The sequence below is a fragment of the Enterobacter sp. SGAir0187 genome (assembly GCF_002952735.2).
Lineage (GTDB): Bacteria > Pseudomonadota > Gammaproteobacteria > Enterobacterales > Enterobacteriaceae > Enterobacter > Enterobacter quasiroggenkampii.
In genome coordinates this window covers 2,320,846-2,338,808 of sequence record NZ_CP025034.2, presented here as the reverse complement: position 1 = coordinate 2,338,808, position 17,963 = coordinate 2,320,846, and the positions used below count along the sequence as shown (strand labels likewise).

Below are 17,963 nucleotides of genomic sequence, written 5' to 3'. Positions count from 1 at the left end.
TAGTTATGAAAAAGCCGGGTCTGTGCCCGGCTTATTGGTATTGTTTATCGCGCTAACGAATTTTATTCAAACAAATTCTGATGAAGTTTCTGCACCACCTGCTCGGCCTGATCGGCTGGCACCAGGAAGCAGAGGTTATAGCTGGACGCACCGTAGCAAATCATGCGGATGTTGAACGGGTCGAGCACGCCAAACACCTCTTTGCCCACGCCGCAGGCGCGCGACAGCTTGTTGCCGATGATGGCAACCAGCGCCAGGTCTTCTTCGACTTCCACGCGGCACAGCTCAGACAGCTCAATCAGCAGCGACTGCGTCAGCAGGGTATCACCGGTTGAGGTAGAGCCCGTGGTGTCCAGCGTCAGCGCAATGCTCACTTCAGAGGTGGTGATCAGATCCACGGAGATATTGTGGCGCGCCAGAATGCCAAACACTTCCGCCAGGAAACCGCGGGAGTGCAACATATTGTGGCTGTGCAGCGTCACCAGCGTCTGGCGACGGCGCAGGGCAAGGGCGCGGAACAGCGGCGGGTTTTCCGTTTTCTTGCAGACCAGCGTCCCGCCGGCTTTTGGATCTTTACTGGAGCCGACGAAGACCGGAATATCGCTACGTACGGCTGGCAAAAGGGTTGCCGGATGCAGCACTTTCGCACCGAAGGTGGCCATTTCCGCCGCTTCTTCAAACGCGATCACGTCAATACGTTTCGCCGCGGAAACAACGCGCGGGTCGGTGGTGTAAATGCCCGGAACGTCAGTCCAGATATCCACGCGCGTGGCATGCAGGGCCTCGCCCAGCAGCGCGGCGGTATAGTCGCTGCCGCCACGGCCAAGCGTGGTGGTGCGGCCCTTCGCTTCGCTGCCGATAAAGCCCTGGGTGATCACGATACCGTCAGCCAGGCGTGGTGCCAGTTGCTGATTGGTCAGCTCCGCCAGCGCCTCAACGTCCGGCTCGGCACGACCAAAGCGGTCGCTGGTACGCATGATTTTGCGTACGTCAAACCACTGCGCCTGAATGTTACGCTCGCGCATGATTTCAACAAACAGCAGGGTGGACATCAGCTCGCCGTGGCTGACCAGTTCGTCGGTCAGGGCGGTGGAGGTGGCCAGCGAGGCGGCTTCTGCCAGGGTAGTGATATTTTCCAGCAGACGTTCCACTTCCTCACGGATGACGTTCGGGTTCTGCAGACGCTCAAGAATGTCGAACTGAATTTTGCGCAGTGCATCCAGCTTCACGAAACGTTCTGTCGCTTCCAGTCCTTCAGACAGAGAAACCAGCAGGTTCGTCACGCCGGCAGATGCAGACAGCACCACCAGGCGGGTATTCGGATCGGCCAGCACCACATCGGCGCTGCGGTTCATGGCATCGTAATCGGCCACACTGGTGCCGCCAAATTTGGCGACCACAAAACTCGTCATAACAACCTCGTGTCAGGGAATGAATAAGCGACCTTGGCACAAGAGTGAAACGAAAACAGGTGCAGGCGCAAAATACGGCCCTATAAATAAAATGCGGGGGAGGTCCTGTCAATGCTGGGATTATGCGGATTTTTTATGGGGGGGTACCCCTGAGAAACAGGACTTATAACAGGGCCAGATTTTATGCTCCGTTTTAGGGCATTTTGACCGACATTTCACCGCTCCTGGAAGGCGCTTCAGCAGCTATACTTTTCGGGTCTTTTCACCTGTGTTTGATGCAGGCCAGGGCAATGGCATAAAAACCATCACAATTTTTATTTGCAGGCGCTACAATCGACCGCAGTCACAATTCTCAAATCAGAAGAGTATTGCTAATGAAAAACATCAACCCAACGCAGACCGCTGCCTGGCAGGCACTCCAGAAACATTTTGATGAAATGAAAGACGTCACCATCGCGGATCTGTTCGCGAAAGATGCCGATCGTTTCAACACGTTCTCCGCGACTTTCGACGACCTGATGCTGGTGGATTTCTCTAAAAACCGCATTACCGAAGAGACGCTGGCAAAACTGCAGGATCTGGCGAAAGAAACCGAGCTGGCGGACGCCATCAAATCCATGTTCTCCGGTGAGAAAATCAACCGCACCGAAGACCGTGCCGTGCTGCACGTCGCTCTGCGTAACCGTAGCAATACGCCAATCATCGTTGACGGCAAAGACGTTATGCCGGAAGTGAACGCGGTGCTGGAAAAGATGAAAACCTTCTCCGAAGCGATCATCTCCGGTAGCTGGAAAGGCTACACCGGCAAAGCGATCACCGACGTGGTAAACATCGGTATCGGCGGTTCTGACCTCGGCCCGTTCATGGTGACCGAAGCGCTGCGTCCGTACAAAAACCACCTCAATATGCACTTTGTGTCTAACGTCGATGGTACCCATATCGCCGAAGTGCTGAAGAACGTGAACCCGGAAACCACCCTGTTCCTGGTTGCGTCTAAAACCTTTACCACCCAGGAAACCATGACCAACGCCCACAGCGCGCGCGACTGGTTCCTGAAAACCGCGGGCGACAACAAGCACGTGGCGAAACACTTCGCGGCGCTGTCTACCAACGGTAAAGCCGTCAGCGAGTTCGGTATCGACACCGCGAACATGTTCGAGTTCTGGGACTGGGTTGGTGGCCGCTACTCTCTGTGGTCTGCAATTGGCCTGTCTATCATCCTGTCCGTGGGCTTCGACAACTTCGTTGAGCTGCTCTCCGGCGCGCACGCGATGGACAAACACTTCTCCACCACCGCGCCTGAGAAAAACCTGCCGGTGCTGCTGGCGCTGATCGGGATCTGGTACAACAACTTCTTCGGCGCTGAAACCGAAGCGATCCTGCCGTACGACCAGTATATGCACCGCTTTGCTGCGTACTTCCAGCAGGGCAACATGGAATCCAACGGTAAATACGTGGACCGTAATGGCAACGCGGTGGACTACCAGACTGGCCCAATCATCTGGGGCGAGCCGGGTACTAACGGCCAGCATGCTTTCTACCAGCTGATTCACCAGGGCACCAAAATGGTACCGTGCGATTTCATCGCGCCGGCTATCACCCATAACCCGCTGTCCGATCACCATCCGAAGCTGCTGTCCAACTTCTTCGCCCAGACCGAAGCGCTGGCGTTCGGTAAATCCCGCGAGGTGGTAGAGCAGGAATACCGCGACCAGGGTAAAGATCCGGCAACGCTGGACCACGTGGTGCCGTTCAAAGTATTCGAAGGCAACCGTCCAACCAACTCCATCCTGCTGCGCGAAATCACGCCGTTCAGTCTGGGTGCGCTGATTGCTCTGTACGAGCACAAAATCTTCACGCAGGGCGCGATCCTGAACATCTTCACCTTTGACCAGTGGGGCGTTGAGCTGGGCAAACAGCTGGCAAACCGTATTCTGCCAGAGCTGGGTGATGATAAAGCGATTACCAGCCATGACAGCTCGACCAATGGTTTGATCAACCGTTATAAAGCATGGCGTGCGTAATTAAAACGTCATGAAAACGTGCCGGCTTAATGCCGGCATTTTTTTATCGGATAATTCCTGATGTCTGTTAGTTAACTCAAATTCTGGTTCTGAGTTTAATCCGAAAAAGACGCTTAACCCGTTAATTCCCGCGGTTTATTTTAAGAAAATACGTAGAAGTCAGTTAATACCTCTATATTATAACTTATTGATTTTTATTGGTTATATATTTATTTGTTTTTCCTTTCATTTCGATTTTATCCATTAGTCCGAAAACCCTCTCCCTATTTCCCCTTACGGCAAACCCGCGGCAGTAGTTGTGTATACTCGATTCCGCCTGAAATTCTTTTCGGGCAAATCTCCATTCATTCATTGAAGGGAAATTGTTATGAAGAAAGTACTGTATGGCATTTTTGCCATATCTGCGCTTGCGGCGACATCTGTCTATGCAGCTCCGGTTCAGGTCGGGGAAGCGGCAGGGTCGGCTGCGACGTCTGCGTCTGCGGGGAGTTCTACCGCAGCCAGCGCCAGCACCGTAAGTTCAGCTGTGGGTGTCGCGCTGGCGGCAACCGGTGGCGGTGATGGCTCCAACACCGGAACCACGACCACCACGACAACCAGCACCCAGTAATAGCGGGTGTTTTAATCATAACCACACTTCGGTGTGGTTATTTCGCCCCTTCGGAGAAGAGTCGTGAAGCGACCTGCAATCATTCTGATTTGCCTGCTGCTGCAGGCGTGCTCGGCCACCACTAAAGGGCTGGGAAACTCACTGTGGGAAAGCCTGTTCGGCACACCGGGCGTGCATCTGACCGATGACGAACTTCAGAACATGCCCTATGCCAGTCAGTACATGCAGCTTAACGATGGCCCGCAACTGTTTGTGGTGCTCGCTTTCGATGAAAACGGGCAGCAGAAATGGGTGACGCAGGATCAGGCTACCATCGTGACGCAGCATGGCCGTATCGTGAAAACCCTGTTGGGCGGCGATAACCTGCTGGAGGTGAATAATATCGCCGACGACCCGCTAATCAAGCCGAACCAGATCGCCGACGGCGCAGGCTGGACGCGCACGATGGGCTGGACCGAACACAAGCAGGTGCGTTACGCCACGGCACGCTCGACCTTCCGCTGGGACGGCACCGACAGCGTGAAAGTCGGCAGCGACGAAACGCAGGTTCGCGTGCTGGATGAAGAGGTCACCACCGACCAGGCCACCTGGCACAACCGCTTCTGGATCGACGAGGATGGGCAGATCCGTCAGTCCTTACAGTATCTCGGTGCCGGTTTCTTCCCGGTCAAAACCACCCTGATCAAGGCGGCGAAATCATGAAAACGCTCATTCACGTTGCGCTTATCGCCAGTTTTGCCGCGCCGCTGGCATGGTCCGCCGGGACAGTAAAGGTCTACACGCCGGACAGTGAAAAACCCAAAACCTTAACCCACGCCGAACATCTGCTTGATCTTGTCGGACAGCCAAGGCTCGCCAACAGCTGGTGGCCAGGCGCGGTCATCGCTGAACGGCAGAAGACCGCTGAAACGGAACAGCAGCACAAGGCGCTCCTTGCCAGGCTAACGGGACTCGCGGAACAGGAAGACGGCGACGACGCGGCGGCGATTAATAGCGTCCGTCAGCAGCTGCAGGCGCTGAAGGTGACGGGCCGACAGAACGTCAATCTTGACCCGGATGACGTGCGCGTCACGGAAAACGGCAACCCGACCCTGGAAGGGGACTATACGCTCTGGCTTCCGGCGAAGCCGACGACGGTGACCGTGATGGGGCTTATCAGCAGCCCGGGTAACAAGCCCTTTACCCCTGGCCGCGACGTGGCGAGCTATCTCGATGAGCAGAGTCTGCTGAGCGGCGCGGATAACAGCTACGCCTGGGTGGTTTACCCTGACGGCCACACGCAAAAAGCCCCTGTCGCTTACTGGAATAAGCGTCATATCGAACCCATGCCGGGCAGCATTATTTTTGTCGGTTTTGCCGACCATTTCTGGACGAAGGCGTATGACGGGCTTAACGCCGATATCCTTCACTCCCTGATTCAGCGGATACCGGAATAATGAAAAGAACCTATCTCTACAGCATGCTGGCGCTCTGCGTGAGTGCCGCCTGCCATGCAGAAACGTATCCGGCACCCATTGGCCCGTCTCAGTCAGACTTCGGCGGCGTCGGTTTACTGCAAACGCCCACCGCGCGTATGGCGCGCGAGGGGGAAATTAGCCTTAACTACCGTGATAACGACCAGTATCGCTACTACTCGGCGTCGGTGCAGCTGTTCCCGTGGCTTGAAACCACGCTGCGCTATACCGACGTCCGAACGAAACAATACAGCAGCGTCGAGGCGTTCTCAGGCGATCAGACCTACAAAGATAAAGCCTTCGACGTCAAGCTGCGCCTGTGGGAAGAGAGCTACTGGATGCCGCAGGTCTCCGTGGGCGCCAAAGATATCGGCGGTACCGGCCTGTTTGATGCGGAATACATCGTGGCCAGCAAGGCCTGGGGACCGTTTGATTTCTCACTCGGTCTGGGATGGGGCTATCTCGGCACCAGCGGCAACGTGAAAAACCCGTTTTGCTCCTACAGCGATAAATACTGCTACCGCGATAACAGCTACCAGAAAGCGGGCTCCATCAACGGCGACCAGATGTTCCACGGTCCGGCGTCACTGTTTGGCGGCGTTGAATATCAGACGCCCTGGCAGCCGTTACGCCTGAAGCTGGAGTACGAGGGGAATGACTACTCGCAGGACTTCGCCGGGAAAATTGAGCAGAAGAGCAAGTTTAACGTCGGCGCCATTTATCGCGTCACCGACTGGGCCGACGTTAACCTTAGCTACGAGCGCGGCAATACGGTGATGTTTGGCTTCACGCTGCGCACCAACTTTAACGACATGCGGCCGCACTACAATGATAACGCGCGGCCTGCATACCAGCCGGAGCCGCAGGATGCGATTCTGCAGCACTCCGTGGTGGCAAACCAGCTGACGCTGCTGAAATACAATGCCGGTCTGGCGGATCCAAAAATTCAGGTGAAAGGCGATACGCTGTACGTCACCGGCGAGCAGGTGAAATACCGCGACTCGCGTGAAGGGATCGAACGCGCCAACCGGATCATCATGAACGATCTCCCGGACGGGATCCGCACGATCCGCGTGACGGAGAATCGTCTCAACCTGCCGCAGGTGACGACGGAAACGGACGTTGCCAGCCTTAAGCGCCACCTGGAAGGCGAACCGCTTGGGCATGAAACCGAGCTGGTGCAAAAACGCGTTGAGCCGATCGTGCCGGAGACCACCGAGCAGGGCTGGTATATCGACAAGTCGCGCTTCGATTTCCATATCGATCCGGTGCTGAACCAGTCCGTCGGCGGGCCGGAAAACTTCTACATGTATCAGCTGGGCGTCATGGCGACGGCGGATCTGTGGCTCACCGACCACCTGCTGACCACCGGCAGCCTGTTCGGCAACATCGCCAACAACTACGACAAGTTCAACTACACCAACCCGCCAAAAGACTCGACGCTGCCACGCGTGCGTACCCGCGTGCGTGAGTACGTGCAGAACGATGCCTACGTGAATAACCTGCAGGCCAACTACTTCCAGTATTTCGGTAACGGCTTCTACGGTCAGGTTTATGGCGGGTATCTGGAAACCATGTACGGCGGTGCGGGGGCAGAAGTGCTTTATCGTCCTGTCGACAGCAACTGGGCGTTCGGGATTGATGCCAACTATGTCAAACAGCGTGACTGGCGCAGCGCCCAGGACATGATGAAGTTCACCGACTACAGCGTCAAAACCGGTCACCTGACCGCCTACTGGACGCCGTCGTTCGCGCCTGACGTGCTGGTGAAAGCCAGCGTCGGCCAGTACCTGGCGGGCGACAAGGGCGGCACGCTGGACATCTCCAAACACTTCGACAGCGGCGTCGTGGTGGGCGGCTATGCCACCATCACCAACGTCTCGCCGGACGAGTACGGGGAAGGGGACTTTACCAAAGGGGTTTACGTGTCGATTCCGCTGGATCTGTTCTCATCCGGTCCAACCCGCAGCCGCGCGGCCATCGGCTGGACGCCGCTGACGCGCGACGGCGGTCAGCAGCTTGGACGTAAGTTCCAGCTGTACGACATGACGAGCGATAAGAATATTAACTTCCGCTGATGCTTCACGCCGGGCGGCACTGCGTTTGCCCGGCCTACGGTTTTTGTAGGCCCGGTAAGCGCAGCGCCACCGGGCGAACTACAAGCGGCGCAGCAGCCTCGCCGGGTTCCCGGCATAGACTCCTTTCTCGACGATCGATTTCGTCACCACGCTTCCCGCCCCAATCACCGCGCCGTCGCAAATGGAGACCGCCAGAATGGTGGCACCGCTGCCAATCGACACATCATTTCCGATGGTAATGTGACCCCAACTGGTCCGGTCGGCGTTTGGTTTCCCCTCACGAAACATATCATTGGCAAACATCACGCCATGGCCAACAAAGCAACGCTTACCAATGGTCACATACTCACAGATGAAGGTGTGCGACTGAATTTTGCTGTCGTCACCGATGCGCGTATTGCCCTGGATTTCAACAAACGGGCCGACGAATACGCCGTTGCCCAGTACACAGTCGTAAAGATTAGTGGGTTCATATACGGTCACATTGTCGCCGCACGTCACGTTGCGAACCCCGGTTGGTTTACGATCCATCGGTTACCTCCCTACATAAAACATAATTAAAAAATATAGATCCCCGTCACATTTTTGCGTTATACAGAAACCTCGCCCTGGAGAATGAGGTGCTGTATGACATCCCTGACTCGCCCGCGCGTTGAGTTTATCTCAACTGTCCTCCAGACCGTGCTGAACCTCGGTCTGTTGAGCCTTGGCCTGATACTGGTCGTCTTTTTGGGTAAGGAGACGGTGCATCTGGCGGATGTGCTGTTTGCCCCTGAACAAACCAGCAAATATGCGCTGGTGGAAGGACTGGTGGTCTACTTTCTCTACTTTGAATTTATCGCCCTGATTGTGAAGTATTTTCAGTCCGGCTTTCACTTCCCGCTGCGTTATTTTGTCTACATCGGGATCACCGCGATTGTGCGGCTGATCATCGTCGATCATAAATCCCCGCTCGACGTGCTGATCTACTCGGCGGCGATCCTGCTGCTGGTGATCACCCTCTGGCTGTGTAACTCGAAGCGGCTGAAACGCGAATAAAAAAATGGCGGCCCGGAGGCCGCCTAACAACAGTCACAAGTTGGGTCAATACAATACGTCTAAAGTTGAGGGTTGCAGTGGCATAACAAAATGAAACTTAACCTTTCACACCGCCCGCCGTCAGGCCGTTGACCAGCCAGCGCTGCGCCAGCAGGAACACCACGGTAATCGGGATGGCAGAGAGTACGGCCGCCGCGGCAAAGTCGCCCCACAGGTAGTTTTGCGGGTTGAGGTATTGCTGCATACCCACGGCCAGGGTGTAGCTGTTCACATCACGCAGTAACAGTGAGGCAACCGGTACTTCGGTGATCGCAGCGATAAACGACAGGATAAACACCACCGCCAGAATCGGTACCGACAGCGGCAGCAGCACCAGACGGAACGCCTGCCACGGGGTAGCCCCATCCAGCGCGGCCGCTTCTTCCAGCGAACCGTCGATGGTTTCGAAATAGCCTTTAATGGTCCACACATGCAGTGCGATACCGCCAAGGTAGGCGAAGATCACGCCGCCGTGGGTGTTCAGACCGATAAACGGAATGTACTGGCCCAGGCGGTCAAACAGGGCGTACAGCGCCACCAGCGACAGCACCGCCGGGAACATCTGGAAAATCAACATCCCTTTCAGCAGCGTCGCTTTGCCCGGGAAACGCATACGGGCAAAGGCGTAAGCGCAGGTGGTGGACAGCGCTACGATACCGATCGCAGTAATGCCTGCGATTTTCACCGAGTTCCACAGCCACAGCAGCACCGGGAACGGCGGCGGCGTGACGCGACCATCCGCGTGCTCCACGCTGAAGCCCAGCGCGAGCTTCCAGTGCTCCCAGGAGATTTCGTCCGGGATCAGGCTCCCGGTGGCGAAGTTACCCGAACGCAGGGAGATAGCGATAACCATCAGCAGCGGGAACATGATTGCCGCGATAAAAATCAGCAGGCCTAAATGCGTCGCCAGGAGGCGCAGTTTCTGAGATTTGGGTTGTACCATAGCCATGTTCAGTGCCCTCCTTAGTCAAATTTCATACGCGTGGCTTTCAGGTTCACTATCGCCAGTGCGCCTACCAGCAGGAAGATCAGGGTGGCAATCGCCGCCGCCAGACCGAAGTCCTGACCGCCGCCGCCTTCGAAGGCGATACGGTAGGTGTAGCTCACGAGCAGGTCGGTATAGCCTGCCGGCGTGGTGGTGCCCAGGCGGTCCGGGCCGCCGTTGGTCAACAGCTGAATCAGCACGAAGTTGTTAAAGTTAAAGGCGAAGCTGGCAATCATCAGCGGGGTGAGCGGCTTGATGAGCAGCGGCAGCGTAATCTTAAAGAAGTTCTGGAACGGGCCCGCACCGTCCATCGCCGAAGCTTCGTACAGGTCATCCGGGATGGCCTTCAGCAGCCCCATGCACAGGATCATCATGTACGGATAGCCCAGCCAGGTATTGACGATGATGATCATCGAGCGGGCGGTAGTTGGGTCGCTGAACCAGGCCGGTTTGATGCCGAACAGCGCGCTCAGCATCATGTTGATTTCACCGAAGCTCTGGTTAAACAGCCCTTTGAAAATCAGAATCGAGATAAACGACGGCACGGCATACGGCAGAATCAGCAGCACGCGGTAGATCGCTTTGCCCTTCAGGGATTCCCACTGGACAAGACAGGCCAGCACCATGCCCACGGCCACGGTGAGGATCACGGTCAGTACGGAGAAGACCACCGTCCAGACGAAGATGGCGAAGAACGGTTTCTGAATGCCTTCGTCGGTAAACACGCGGGTAAAGTTGTCCCAGCCGATGGTGACGGTGTAGCCCGGGCTGAGCTTGTCATCACCCCATTTGCCGTCGGCAGTAATGGACTGATAGAAACCAATGTCGTTATTCGGACGATATTTCACACCGCTCTGGTTGTTGGTCAGCGTGCCGTCATCCGCCAGGGTATAGAGCGGTTGGGTGCCTGAGAACTGGCGCAGCGAGCTCATGATCACTTTGCTTTCGTCCGGCAGCACGGCGGTGAGCTGGGTCAGCGCCTGACGGTTTTGGGTAATGACGCGCAGGTTGGCACGTTCACCTTCCGGCAGGGCTTGCGCCTCTTTTAAGGCCAGCTTCTGCTCGCCGCCAAATTTGAAGGCGTCAGAGACATAGTATTTCCCGCTTGCTTCGTCAGTGAGCGCTAACTTCCACTCGTTGCCTGCAGGATAGAGGCCGAAGTTAAAGGTCTTGCCTGCCTGGTATGAGCGGTCCAGCAGGACCTGCTGCGCGCGTTCCTGCGCAAGCTGGTTGGTGCTGCTGTAGTTGGTAAACGCAATGGCGACGGTACAAATCAACGGGAACAGGACAAACAGCCCCATCCCGGCCACGCCAGGGTAGACATAGCGCCAGGCGTAGGCTTTACGGTTGGCGAAAATATACAGGCCAGCAGAGCTTAAAATCAGCGTCATGATGGCGAACAGATATTCCCCTTGTACGTACATTAAAACAACAAGGTAACCCACCAGCAGGCACAGCAGACCGATCGCTGACCACTTCAGCGCGTCGCTTTGCCACCAGCGTTTCTTTTTAATGACATCCATGGGGTTCTTCCTCTACAACGGTGGAATCTTATTGTCAGGTGGCGCTGCGCTTACCTGACCTACGGATCGTGCCGTAGTCGTAAGGCGGGTAAGCGCACGCGCCACCCGCCGTTTTTCTGCTTACTTAGTAATACGACCCTGAGCATCTTTCAGCGCGGCATCAACGGTCTGGCGACCGCTTGCAGCGTTGATAACCGCGGTACGGGTGGCGTACCAGAATGCGGCCATCTGTGGGATGTTCGGCATGATTTCGCCTTTCTGGGCGTTATCCATGGTGGCCGCGATACGTGGGTCTTTCGCCAGCTGATCCTGGAAGGATTTCAGCGCGACGGCGCCCAGCGGTTTGTCCTTGTTCACTTCATCCAGACCCTGATCGGTCAGCAGGTAGTTTTCCAGGAACTCTTTTGCCAGTTCTTTGTTCGGGCTGGCAGCGTTGATGCCTGCGCTCAGCACGCCAACGAACGGTTTAGACGGCTTGCCTTTGAAGGTTGGCAGCAGCGTCACGCCGTAGTTGATTTTGCTCTTATCGATGTTGGTCCAGGCCCACGGACCGTTGATGGTCATCGCGGTTTCGCCTTTGTTGAACGCCGCTTCCGCGATGGAGTAATCGGTATCCGCGTTCATGTGTTTGTTCTTGATCAGGTCAACCAGGAAGGTCAGGCCCGCTTTCGCACCTGCGCTGTCGACGCCCACGTCTTTCACGTCGTATTTGCCGTTTTCAAACTTGAACGCGTAACCGCCGTCGGCAGCAATCAGCGGCCAGGTGAAGTACGGCTCTTGCAGGTTGAACATCAGGGCGGATTTACCTTTCGCCTTCAGCTCTTTATCCAGTTTCGGGATCTCTTCCCAGGTTTTCGGCGGGTTAGGGACCAGGTCTTTGTTGTAAATCAGAGACAGGGCTTCGACCGCGACAGGGTACGCGATCAGCTTGCCGTTATAGCGAACGGCATCCCAGGTGAACGGGAACAGTTTGTCCTGGAACGCTTTGTCCGGGGTGACTTCAGCCAGCAGGCCAGACTGCGCGTAACCGCCGAAACGGTCATGCGCCCAGAAGATGATGTCCGGGCCGTCGCCGGTTGCCGCAACCTGCGGGAATTTCTCTTCCAGTTTGTCCGGATGCTCTACGGTCACTTTGATGCCGGTGTCTTTCTCGAATTTTTTGCCCACTTCGGCCAGGCCGTTATAGCCTTTGTCGCCGTTAATCCAGATAACCAGTTTGCCTTCTTCAATTTTGGCGAGCGCCGGTGCGGAAATCATCATTGCTGCGAGGGCGGACAATGCGAAAACGCGTGCGCCAGTCTTGATATTCATATCTGCCATCCTTTTTGGTGATGTCTCGTGGTATGACTTCAGTGGTTCAACGTGACTCAGTCTCCTTATTTGACATCCTCTTTCCATCCTCCCAACCCCTACGCCCCACCCCCCGTTTGTGTGATCTCCGTTGCATAAATTTAAGTTATGAGTGCTGGCGCACATAAAAACCCACTGAATTTTGCAGGCGGCTTCACGAATTTTGCCCTGGCCCGCCCGTGCCGGTCGCAGAGCCTGCTCTCTCATCCTCCCGCCTCCTCCCCCATAAAAAAGCCGGGGGGTGGAGGATTCGGGAAAGTAATGGATACCCCATAGTGAACTTATCTTGAATGTTTCTGTCGGTGACAGGTTGTAACGAAGGGAGAAGGGCATGGCGAGCGTACAGCTGCGTAATGTAACGAAAGCCTGGGGTGACGTTGTGGTGTCGAAAGACATCAATCTGGACATCCACGAAGGTGAATTCGTGGTATTTGTCGGCCCATCAGGCTGCGGTAAATCAACTCTGCTGCGTATGATTGCCGGTCTTGAAACCATCACCAGTGGCGACCTGCTGATCGGTGATACCCGAATGAATGACATCCCGCCTGCCGAACGTGGCGTAGGCATGGTGTTCCAGTCTTATGCTCTCTATCCCCATCTTTCCGTCGCCGAGAACATGTCTTTTGGTCTGAAGCTGGCCGGCGCGAAGAAAGAGATCATTAACCAGCGCGTGACGCAGGTGGCGGAAGTGTTACAGCTGGCGCACCTGCTGGAGCGTAAGCCGAAAGCGCTTTCCGGCGGTCAGCGTCAGCGCGTGGCGATTGGTCGTACCCTGGTTGCCGAGCCGCGCGTCTTCCTGCTCGATGAACCGCTTTCCAACCTGGATGCCGCCCTGCGCGTCCAGATGCGTATCGAAATCTCCCGTCTGCACAAGCGTCTTGGCCGCACGATGATTTACGTCACCCACGATCAGGTCGAAGCGATGACCCTCGCCGACAAAATCGTGGTGCTGGATGCCGGCCGCGTAGCCCAGGTGGGCAAACCGCTGGAGCTGTATCACTACCCGGCAGACCGCTTTGTTGCGGGCTTCATTGGCTCGCCAAAGATGAACTTCCTGCCCGTCAAAGTGACCGCAACAGCCATTGAACAGGTACAGGTGGAGCTGCCAAACCGCCAGCAGGTGTGGCTGCCGGTCGACAGCGCCAACGTACAGGTGGGGGCAAACATGTCCCTCGGTATTCGTCCTGAGCATCTACTGCCGAGCCACATCGCCGATGTGACGCTGGAAGGTGAGGTTCAGGTCGTCGAACAGCTTGGTCACGAAACACAGATTCATATCCAGATCCCCGCCATCCGTCAGAACCTGGTCTACCGCCAGAACGACGTGGTGTTGGTAGAAGAGGGTGCCACATTCGCTATCGGCTTGCCGCCAGAGCGCTGCCATCTGTTCCGTGAGGATGGCACTGCATGTCGTCGGTTGCACAAAGAGCCAGGCGTTTAAGCAATCCCAAAAGAAGACACGAAACCGACAGGTGAAGTGTTCAAAGAAAAGCAATGATCTCAGGAGATAGAATGATGATTACTCTGCGCAAACAAGTCCCTCTGGCAATCGCCGTTGCGGCAGGCATCCTGTCTGCCCAGGCTGGTGCCGTGGACTTTAAAGGTTATGCTCGTTCCGGCATTGGCTGGACCGGGAGTGGCGGTGAACAGCAGTGTTTCCAGGCAACAGGTGCTCAAAGTAAATACCGTCTGGGTAACGAATGTGAGACCTACGCTGAACTGAAACTGGGTCAGGAAGTGTGGAAAGAGGGCGACAAGAGCTTCTACTTCGACACTAACGTTGCCTATTCCGTCTCTCAGCAGAACGACTGGGAATCCACCAGCCCAGCCTTCCGTGAAGCTAACGTGCAGGGTAAAAACCTGATTGAATGGCTGCCAGGCTCTACCATCTGGGCCGGTAAGCGCTTCTATCAGCGTCATGACGTCCACATGATCGACTTCTACTACTGGGATATCTCGGGTCCTGGTGCCGGTATTGAAAACATCGATCTGGGCTTTGGTAAACTCTCGCTGGCAGCGACCCGTTCCTCCGAGTCCGGCGGTTCTGCAACCTTCGCCGATCGTGATGCGAACGGCGACCGTATTTATGACAACGTCGTACCAAACGATGTCTTCGACGTTCGTTTAGCCGGTCTGGAAACCAACCCGGGCGGTACGCTGGAGCTGGGTGTTGACTACGGTCACACCAACATTCCAGACGATTACTACCTGCAGCCTGGTGCGTCTAAAGATGGCTGGCTGTTCACCGCTGAACACACCCAGAGCATGATGAAGGGCTTCAACAAGTTCGTACTGCAGTACGGTACGGACTCTATGACCTCTAACGGAAAAGGCATCCCACAAGGTGGTAGCGTTGATAACGACGGTTCCATGTGGCGCGTGCTGGACCACGGTGCAATCACCCTGGCAGACCGTTGGGACCTGATGTATGTCGGTATGTACCAGAACATCGATCGTGACAACAACAACGGTACCGAGTGGTGGACCGTAGGCGTTCGTCCAATGTTCAAATGGACGCCGATCATGAGCACCTTGCTGGAAGTTGGCTACGACAACGTCAAATCTCAGAAAACTGACGAGAAAAACAGCCAGTACAAAATTACCCTGGCACAACAGTGGCAGGCAGGCGACAGCATCTGGTCTCGTCCGGCAATCCGTGTCTTCGCGACTTACGCGAAGTGGGACGAGAAATGGGGTTATGCGAACAACAGTGACACTGGCTACACCTCTGGCGTGGCGTACAGCGACACTTCCGCGAAAACCTTCAGCCGCGGCGACGACGATGAGTGGACCTTCGGTGCCCAGATGGAAATCTGGTGGTAATTCGTTAGACCTGACGTAATGACCTAAAAGAGGGGCGTAAGCCCCTCTCTCCTTAGGGTGCTGCGCGCTATTGCCTGGCCACCGCAGTGCTCACGCTATCAGAGGTAATAACAATGAAAATGAAGAAAAGTCTCGTCGCGCTGTGTCTCTCTGCGGGGCTGCTGGCCTGCGTTCCGGCTGTCACCTTTGCAGACGTCAATTTCGTTCCTCAAAATACCAGCTCTGCGCCTGCCATTCCGGCGGCGGCGCTCCAGCAACTGACCTGGATACCGGTTGATCAATCCAAAACGCAATCAACCCAGCTCTCTACGGGCGGTCAGCAGTTGAATGTCCCGGGCATTACCGGCCCGGTCGCGGCTTACAGTGTTCCGGCGAATATTGGAGAGCTGACGCTGACCCTGACCAGTGAAGTGGACAAGCAAACCAGCGTCTTTGCACCGAACGTGCTGATTCTGGACCAAAACCTGACGCCTTCTGCTTTCTTCCCGAGCAGCTACTTTAGCTATCAGGAACCGGGCGTGATGAGCGCGGACCGCCTGCAGGGGGTTATGCGCCTGACGCCTGCCTTGGGACAGCAAAAGATTTACGTGCTGGTATTCACAACAGAGAAAGATTTGCAGCAGACAACAACGCTGGTTGATCCGGCGAAAGCCTATGCGAAAGGCACCGGCAACTCCGTACCGGATATTCCGGACCCGCTTGCCCGCCATACCACCGACGGCTTGGTTAAGCTGAAAGTCTCCACTAACAGCGCTTCCAGCGTGCTGGTTGGCCCGCTGTTTGGTTCGTCTGGTCCGGGGCCGGTCACCGTCGGTAATACCGCCGCTCCAGCCTATGCCGCGCCAGTTGCCGCTGCGCCAGCCTCAGCGCCCGCGCAAGCGAAAAAATCCGAGCCGGTACTGAACGACACCGAAGAATACTTCAACAACGCCATTAAGCAGGCGGTGAAGCGCGGCGATGTCGATAAAGCGCTGAAACTGCTTGATGAAGCCGAACGTTTAGGTTCAACCACTGCCCGTTCCACCTTTATCAGCAGTGTAAAAGGCAAGGGGTAACCGTTTCCCCGCAGTGCTGATTTGTTAGTCGTTTGGTGCGCCTGAGTGGGCGCACTTTTTTTCGTCTCCGTCGGGCTGTTGCACCCTTGTTGCGATCGTGATCGTTAAATAACGTTTGGCCCCCCTCAATCCGCGTTTCTGCGATACAATGCCTGTACGTTATGTATCGGAGAGTCTTGCATGTCACACCCTGCGCTTTTGCGCCTGCGTGCGCTGCGCTATTTCGACCAAATACCTGCGCTTGATCCCCAGCAGCTGGACTGGCTGTTGCTGGAAGATTCCATGACAAAACGTTTTGAGCAGCAGGGAAAAACGGTCACGGTGACCCTGATTCAGGAAGGGTTTGTCTCCGGCGATGAGATCGCCAGCGAGCTTCCGCTACTGCCGCACGAGCCACGTTACTGGCTGCGTGAAATTTTACTTTGTGCTGATGGCGAGCCGTGGCTTGCCGGGCGGACGGTGGTGCCCGAGTCCACTTTGTCCGGGCCCGAGCTGGCGCTGCAACGTCTGGGGAAAACGCCGCTGGGGCGTTACCTTTTCACCTCGTCTGAGCTTACCCGGGATTTTATTGAGATTGGTCGTGATGCCGAACTGTGGGGGCGTCGTTCCCGCCTTCGCCTGAGCGGTAAGCCGTTAATTCTGACGGAGCTTTTTTTACCGGCATCGCCGTTGTACTAAGAGGAAGAAAAAATGGAGTGGAGCCTGACGCAGAATAAGCTGTTGGCGTATCACCGCTTAATGCGTACCGATAAACCGATTGGCGCGTTGCTGCTGCTGTGGCCGACCCTATGGGCGCTGTGGGTCGCCACGCCGGGCGTGCCGCCGCTGTGGATCCTTGGCGTGTTCGTGGCTGGCGTCTGGCTGATGCGCGCGGCGGGCTGTGTAGTGAATGACTATGCCGATCGTAAATTCGACGGCCATGTTAAGCGTACTGCCGGTCGTCCGTTACCCAGCGGGCAGGTCACCGGGAAAGAAGCCCGCGTGCTGTTCATTATTCTGGTGCTGCTCTCTTTCCTGCTGGTGTTAACCCTCAACACCATGACCATTCTGCTTTCCGTGGCGGCCCTGGCCCTGGCCTGGGTTTATCCGTTTATGAAGCGCTATACCCATCTGCCTCAGGTGGTGCTGGGAGCGGCGTTTGGCTGGTCGATTCCGATGGCGTTTGCGGCGGTTAGTGAGTCCTTACCGCTCAGCTGCTGGCTGATGTTCCTGGCGAACATACTTTGGGCGGTGGCGTATGACACGCAATACGCGATGGTTGACCGCGATGACGACCTGAAAATTGGCATCAAATCCACCGCCATTCTGTTTGGCCGTCAGGACAAGCTGATTATCGGTATCCTGCAGGTCGCGGTACTGGCGCTGATGGTGGCGATCGGTCGCCTGAACGGGCTGAACTGGGAGTTTTACTGGTCCGTGCTGGTGGCGGGGCTGCTGTTTGCCTACCAGCAAAAGCTGATTGCGAAGCGCGAACGCGACGCCTGTTTTAAAGCGTTTATGAATAATAACTACGTCGGTCTGGTGCTGTTTTTAGGCCTGGCGATGAGCGACTTCTTATAAAAAAAGCCGGGT

The 17,963-nt window shown here is 56.0% G+C and carries 16 protein-coding genes; 11 read left to right on the top strand and 5 right to left on the bottom strand.

What is annotated here, in order from left to right; all coding sequences use genetic code 11:
- Positions 1–62 precede the first annotated feature (62 nt).
- Positions 63–1,412 (bottom strand): lysine-sensitive aspartokinase 3, encoded by a 1,350-nt coding sequence (gene lysC / locus CWR52_RS11230; RefSeq protein WP_104949681.1) that lies wholly within the window; start codon positions 1,410–1,412, stop codon positions 63–65.
- Positions 1,413–1,786: 374 nt separating this feature from the next.
- On the opposite strand from lysC, the gene pgi reads away from it, so the two are divergent.
- The 5 genes from pgi to CWR52_RS11205 all read left to right on the top strand — a co-directional run bounded on the left by pgi (position 1,787) and on the right by CWR52_RS11205 (position 7,578).
- Positions 1,787–3,436: a glucose-6-phosphate isomerase gene (gene pgi, locus CWR52_RS11225; protein ID WP_104949680.1), complete on the top strand. Its 1,650-nt coding sequence runs from the start codon at positions 1,787–1,789 to the stop codon at positions 3,434–3,436.
- 367 nt (positions 3,437–3,803) lie between these two features.
- A complete protein-coding gene (gene yjbE / locus CWR52_RS11220; protein ID WP_008503423.1) occupies positions 3,804–4,046 on the top strand; it encodes an exopolysaccharide production protein YjbE in 243 nt (80 codons plus the stop codon).
- A gap of 63 nt (positions 4,047–4,109) precedes the next feature.
- Positions 4,110–4,748, top strand: a complete 639-nt coding sequence (locus CWR52_RS11215; RefSeq protein WP_104949679.1) for a YjbF family lipoprotein — start codon at positions 4,110–4,112, stop codon at positions 4,746–4,748.
- Positions 4,745–5,482, top strand: a complete 738-nt coding sequence (locus CWR52_RS11210) for a capsule biosynthesis GfcC D2 domain-containing protein (RefSeq protein WP_104949678.1) — start codon at positions 4,745–4,747, stop codon at positions 5,480–5,482. Before CWR52_RS11215 ends, CWR52_RS11210 begins: the two co-directional genes overlap by 4 nt.
- Positions 5,482–7,578 carry a YjbH domain-containing protein gene (locus CWR52_RS11205; protein ID WP_023345255.1) on the top strand — a complete coding sequence of 699 codons (2,097 nt, stop codon included), beginning with the start codon at positions 5,482–5,484 and terminating at the stop codon, positions 7,576–7,578. Before CWR52_RS11210 ends, CWR52_RS11205 begins: the two co-directional genes overlap by 1 nt.
- A 78-nt stretch (positions 7,579–7,656) precedes the next feature.
- On the opposite strand, the gene CWR52_RS11200 is transcribed toward CWR52_RS11205, so the two are convergent.
- The gene (locus CWR52_RS11200; RefSeq protein WP_047362612.1) at positions 7,657–8,109 is read right to left on the bottom strand and encodes an acyltransferase; all 453 of its coding nucleotides are present in this window, start codon (positions 8,107–8,109) and stop codon (positions 7,657–7,659) included.
- 96 nt (positions 8,110–8,205) lie between these two features.
- Between CWR52_RS11200 and psiE the strand changes: the two genes are divergently transcribed.
- On the top strand, positions 8,206–8,616 hold the full coding sequence (gene psiE, locus CWR52_RS11195; protein ID WP_021242727.1) for a phosphate-starvation-inducible protein PsiE: 411 nt from the start codon (positions 8,206–8,208) through the stop codon (positions 8,614–8,616).
- A gap of 97 nt (positions 8,617–8,713) precedes the next feature.
- On the opposite strand, the gene malG is transcribed toward psiE, so the two are convergent.
- The 3 genes from malG to malE form a co-directional block, all read right to left on the bottom strand.
- Positions 8,714–9,604 carry a maltose ABC transporter permease MalG gene (gene malG, locus CWR52_RS11190; RefSeq protein ID WP_008500077.1) on the bottom strand — a complete coding sequence of 297 codons (891 nt, stop codon included), beginning with the start codon at positions 9,602–9,604 and terminating at the stop codon, positions 8,714–8,716.
- 14 nt (positions 9,605–9,618) lie between these two features.
- Complete coding sequence (malF, locus tag CWR52_RS11185; RefSeq protein ID WP_048030187.1) at positions 9,619–11,163, bottom strand: maltose ABC transporter permease MalF; 1,545 nt, start codon at positions 11,161–11,163, stop codon at positions 9,619–9,621.
- Between the two features lie 120 nt (positions 11,164–11,283).
- Positions 11,284–12,474 carry a maltose/maltodextrin ABC transporter substrate-binding protein MalE gene (gene malE / locus CWR52_RS11180; RefSeq protein ID WP_045909150.1) on the bottom strand — a complete coding sequence of 397 codons (1,191 nt, stop codon included), beginning with the start codon at positions 12,472–12,474 and terminating at the stop codon, positions 11,284–11,286.
- Between the two features lie 370 nt (positions 12,475–12,844).
- Between malE and malK the strand changes: the two genes are divergently transcribed.
- The 5 genes from malK (at position 12,845) to ubiA (ending at position 17,951) form a co-directional block, all read left to right on the top strand.
- Positions 12,845–13,954 carry a maltose/maltodextrin ABC transporter ATP-binding protein MalK gene (gene malK, locus CWR52_RS11175; protein WP_104949677.1) on the top strand — a complete coding sequence of 370 codons (1,110 nt, stop codon included), beginning with the start codon at positions 12,845–12,847 and terminating at the stop codon, positions 13,952–13,954.
- Positions 13,955–14,025: 71 nt separating this feature from the next.
- Positions 14,026–15,336, top strand: coding sequence for a maltoporin (locus tag CWR52_RS11170; protein WP_023293542.1), 1,311 nt, complete (start codon positions 14,026–14,028; stop codon positions 15,334–15,336).
- Positions 15,337–15,449: 113 nt separating this feature from the next.
- Complete coding sequence (gene malM / locus CWR52_RS11165) at positions 15,450–16,391, top strand: maltose operon protein MalM (protein ID WP_104949676.1); 942 nt, start codon at positions 15,450–15,452, stop codon at positions 16,389–16,391.
- Between the two features lie 180 nt (positions 16,392–16,571).
- Positions 16,572–17,069 carry a chorismate lyase gene (ubiC, locus tag CWR52_RS11160; protein WP_104949675.1) on the top strand — a complete coding sequence of 166 codons (498 nt, stop codon included), beginning with the start codon at positions 16,572–16,574 and terminating at the stop codon, positions 17,067–17,069.
- Positions 17,070–17,081: 12 nt separating this feature from the next.
- A complete protein-coding gene (ubiA, locus tag CWR52_RS11155) occupies positions 17,082–17,951 on the top strand; it encodes a 4-hydroxybenzoate octaprenyltransferase (protein WP_104949674.1) in 870 nt (289 codons plus the stop codon).
- Positions 17,952–17,963: the final 12 nt, after the last annotated feature.

Bases quoted from the DNA above. Each gene is read 5' to 3' on its own strand.
- malF (WP_048030187.1), bottom strand. From the start codon at position 11,163: ATGGATGTCATTAAAAAGAAACGCTGGTGGCAAAGCGACGCGCTGAAG.
- malE (WP_045909150.1), bottom strand. From the start codon at position 12,474: ATGAATATCAAGACTGGCGCACGCGTTTTCGCATTGTCCGCCCTCGCA.
- pgi (WP_104949680.1), top strand. From the start codon at position 1,787: ATGAAAAACATCAACCCAACGCAGACCGCTGCCTGGCAGGCACTCCAG.
- psiE (WP_021242727.1), top strand. From the start codon at position 8,206: ATGACATCCCTGACTCGCCCGCGCGTTGAGTTTATCTCAACTGTCCTC.
- CWR52_RS11200 (WP_047362612.1), bottom strand. From the start codon at position 8,109: ATGGATCGTAAACCAACCGGGGTTCGCAACGTGACGTGCGGCGACAAT.
- yjbE (WP_008503423.1), top strand. From the start codon at position 3,804: ATGAAGAAAGTACTGTATGGCATTTTTGCCATATCTGCGCTTGCGGCG.
- malM (WP_104949676.1), top strand. From the start codon at position 15,450: ATGAAAATGAAGAAAAGTCTCGTCGCGCTGTGTCTCTCTGCGGGGCTG.
- CWR52_RS11210 (WP_104949678.1), top strand. From the start codon at position 4,745: ATGAAAACGCTCATTCACGTTGCGCTTATCGCCAGTTTTGCCGCGCCG.
- lysC (WP_104949681.1), bottom strand. From the start codon at position 1,412: ATGACGAGTTTTGTGGTCGCCAAATTTGGCGGCACCAGTGTGGCCGAT.
- CWR52_RS11170 (WP_023293542.1), top strand. From the start codon at position 14,026: ATGATGATTACTCTGCGCAAACAAGTCCCTCTGGCAATCGCCGTTGCG.
- malG (WP_008500077.1), bottom strand. From the start codon at position 9,604: ATGGCTATGGTACAACCCAAATCTCAGAAACTGCGCCTCCTGGCGACG.
- CWR52_RS11205 (WP_023345255.1), top strand. From the start codon at position 5,482: ATGAAAAGAACCTATCTCTACAGCATGCTGGCGCTCTGCGTGAGTGCC.
- malK (WP_104949677.1), top strand. From the start codon at position 12,845: ATGGCGAGCGTACAGCTGCGTAATGTAACGAAAGCCTGGGGTGACGTT.
- ubiC (WP_104949675.1), top strand. From the start codon at position 16,572: ATGTCACACCCTGCGCTTTTGCGCCTGCGTGCGCTGCGCTATTTCGAC.
- ubiA (WP_104949674.1), top strand. From the start codon at position 17,082: ATGGAGTGGAGCCTGACGCAGAATAAGCTGTTGGCGTATCACCGCTTA.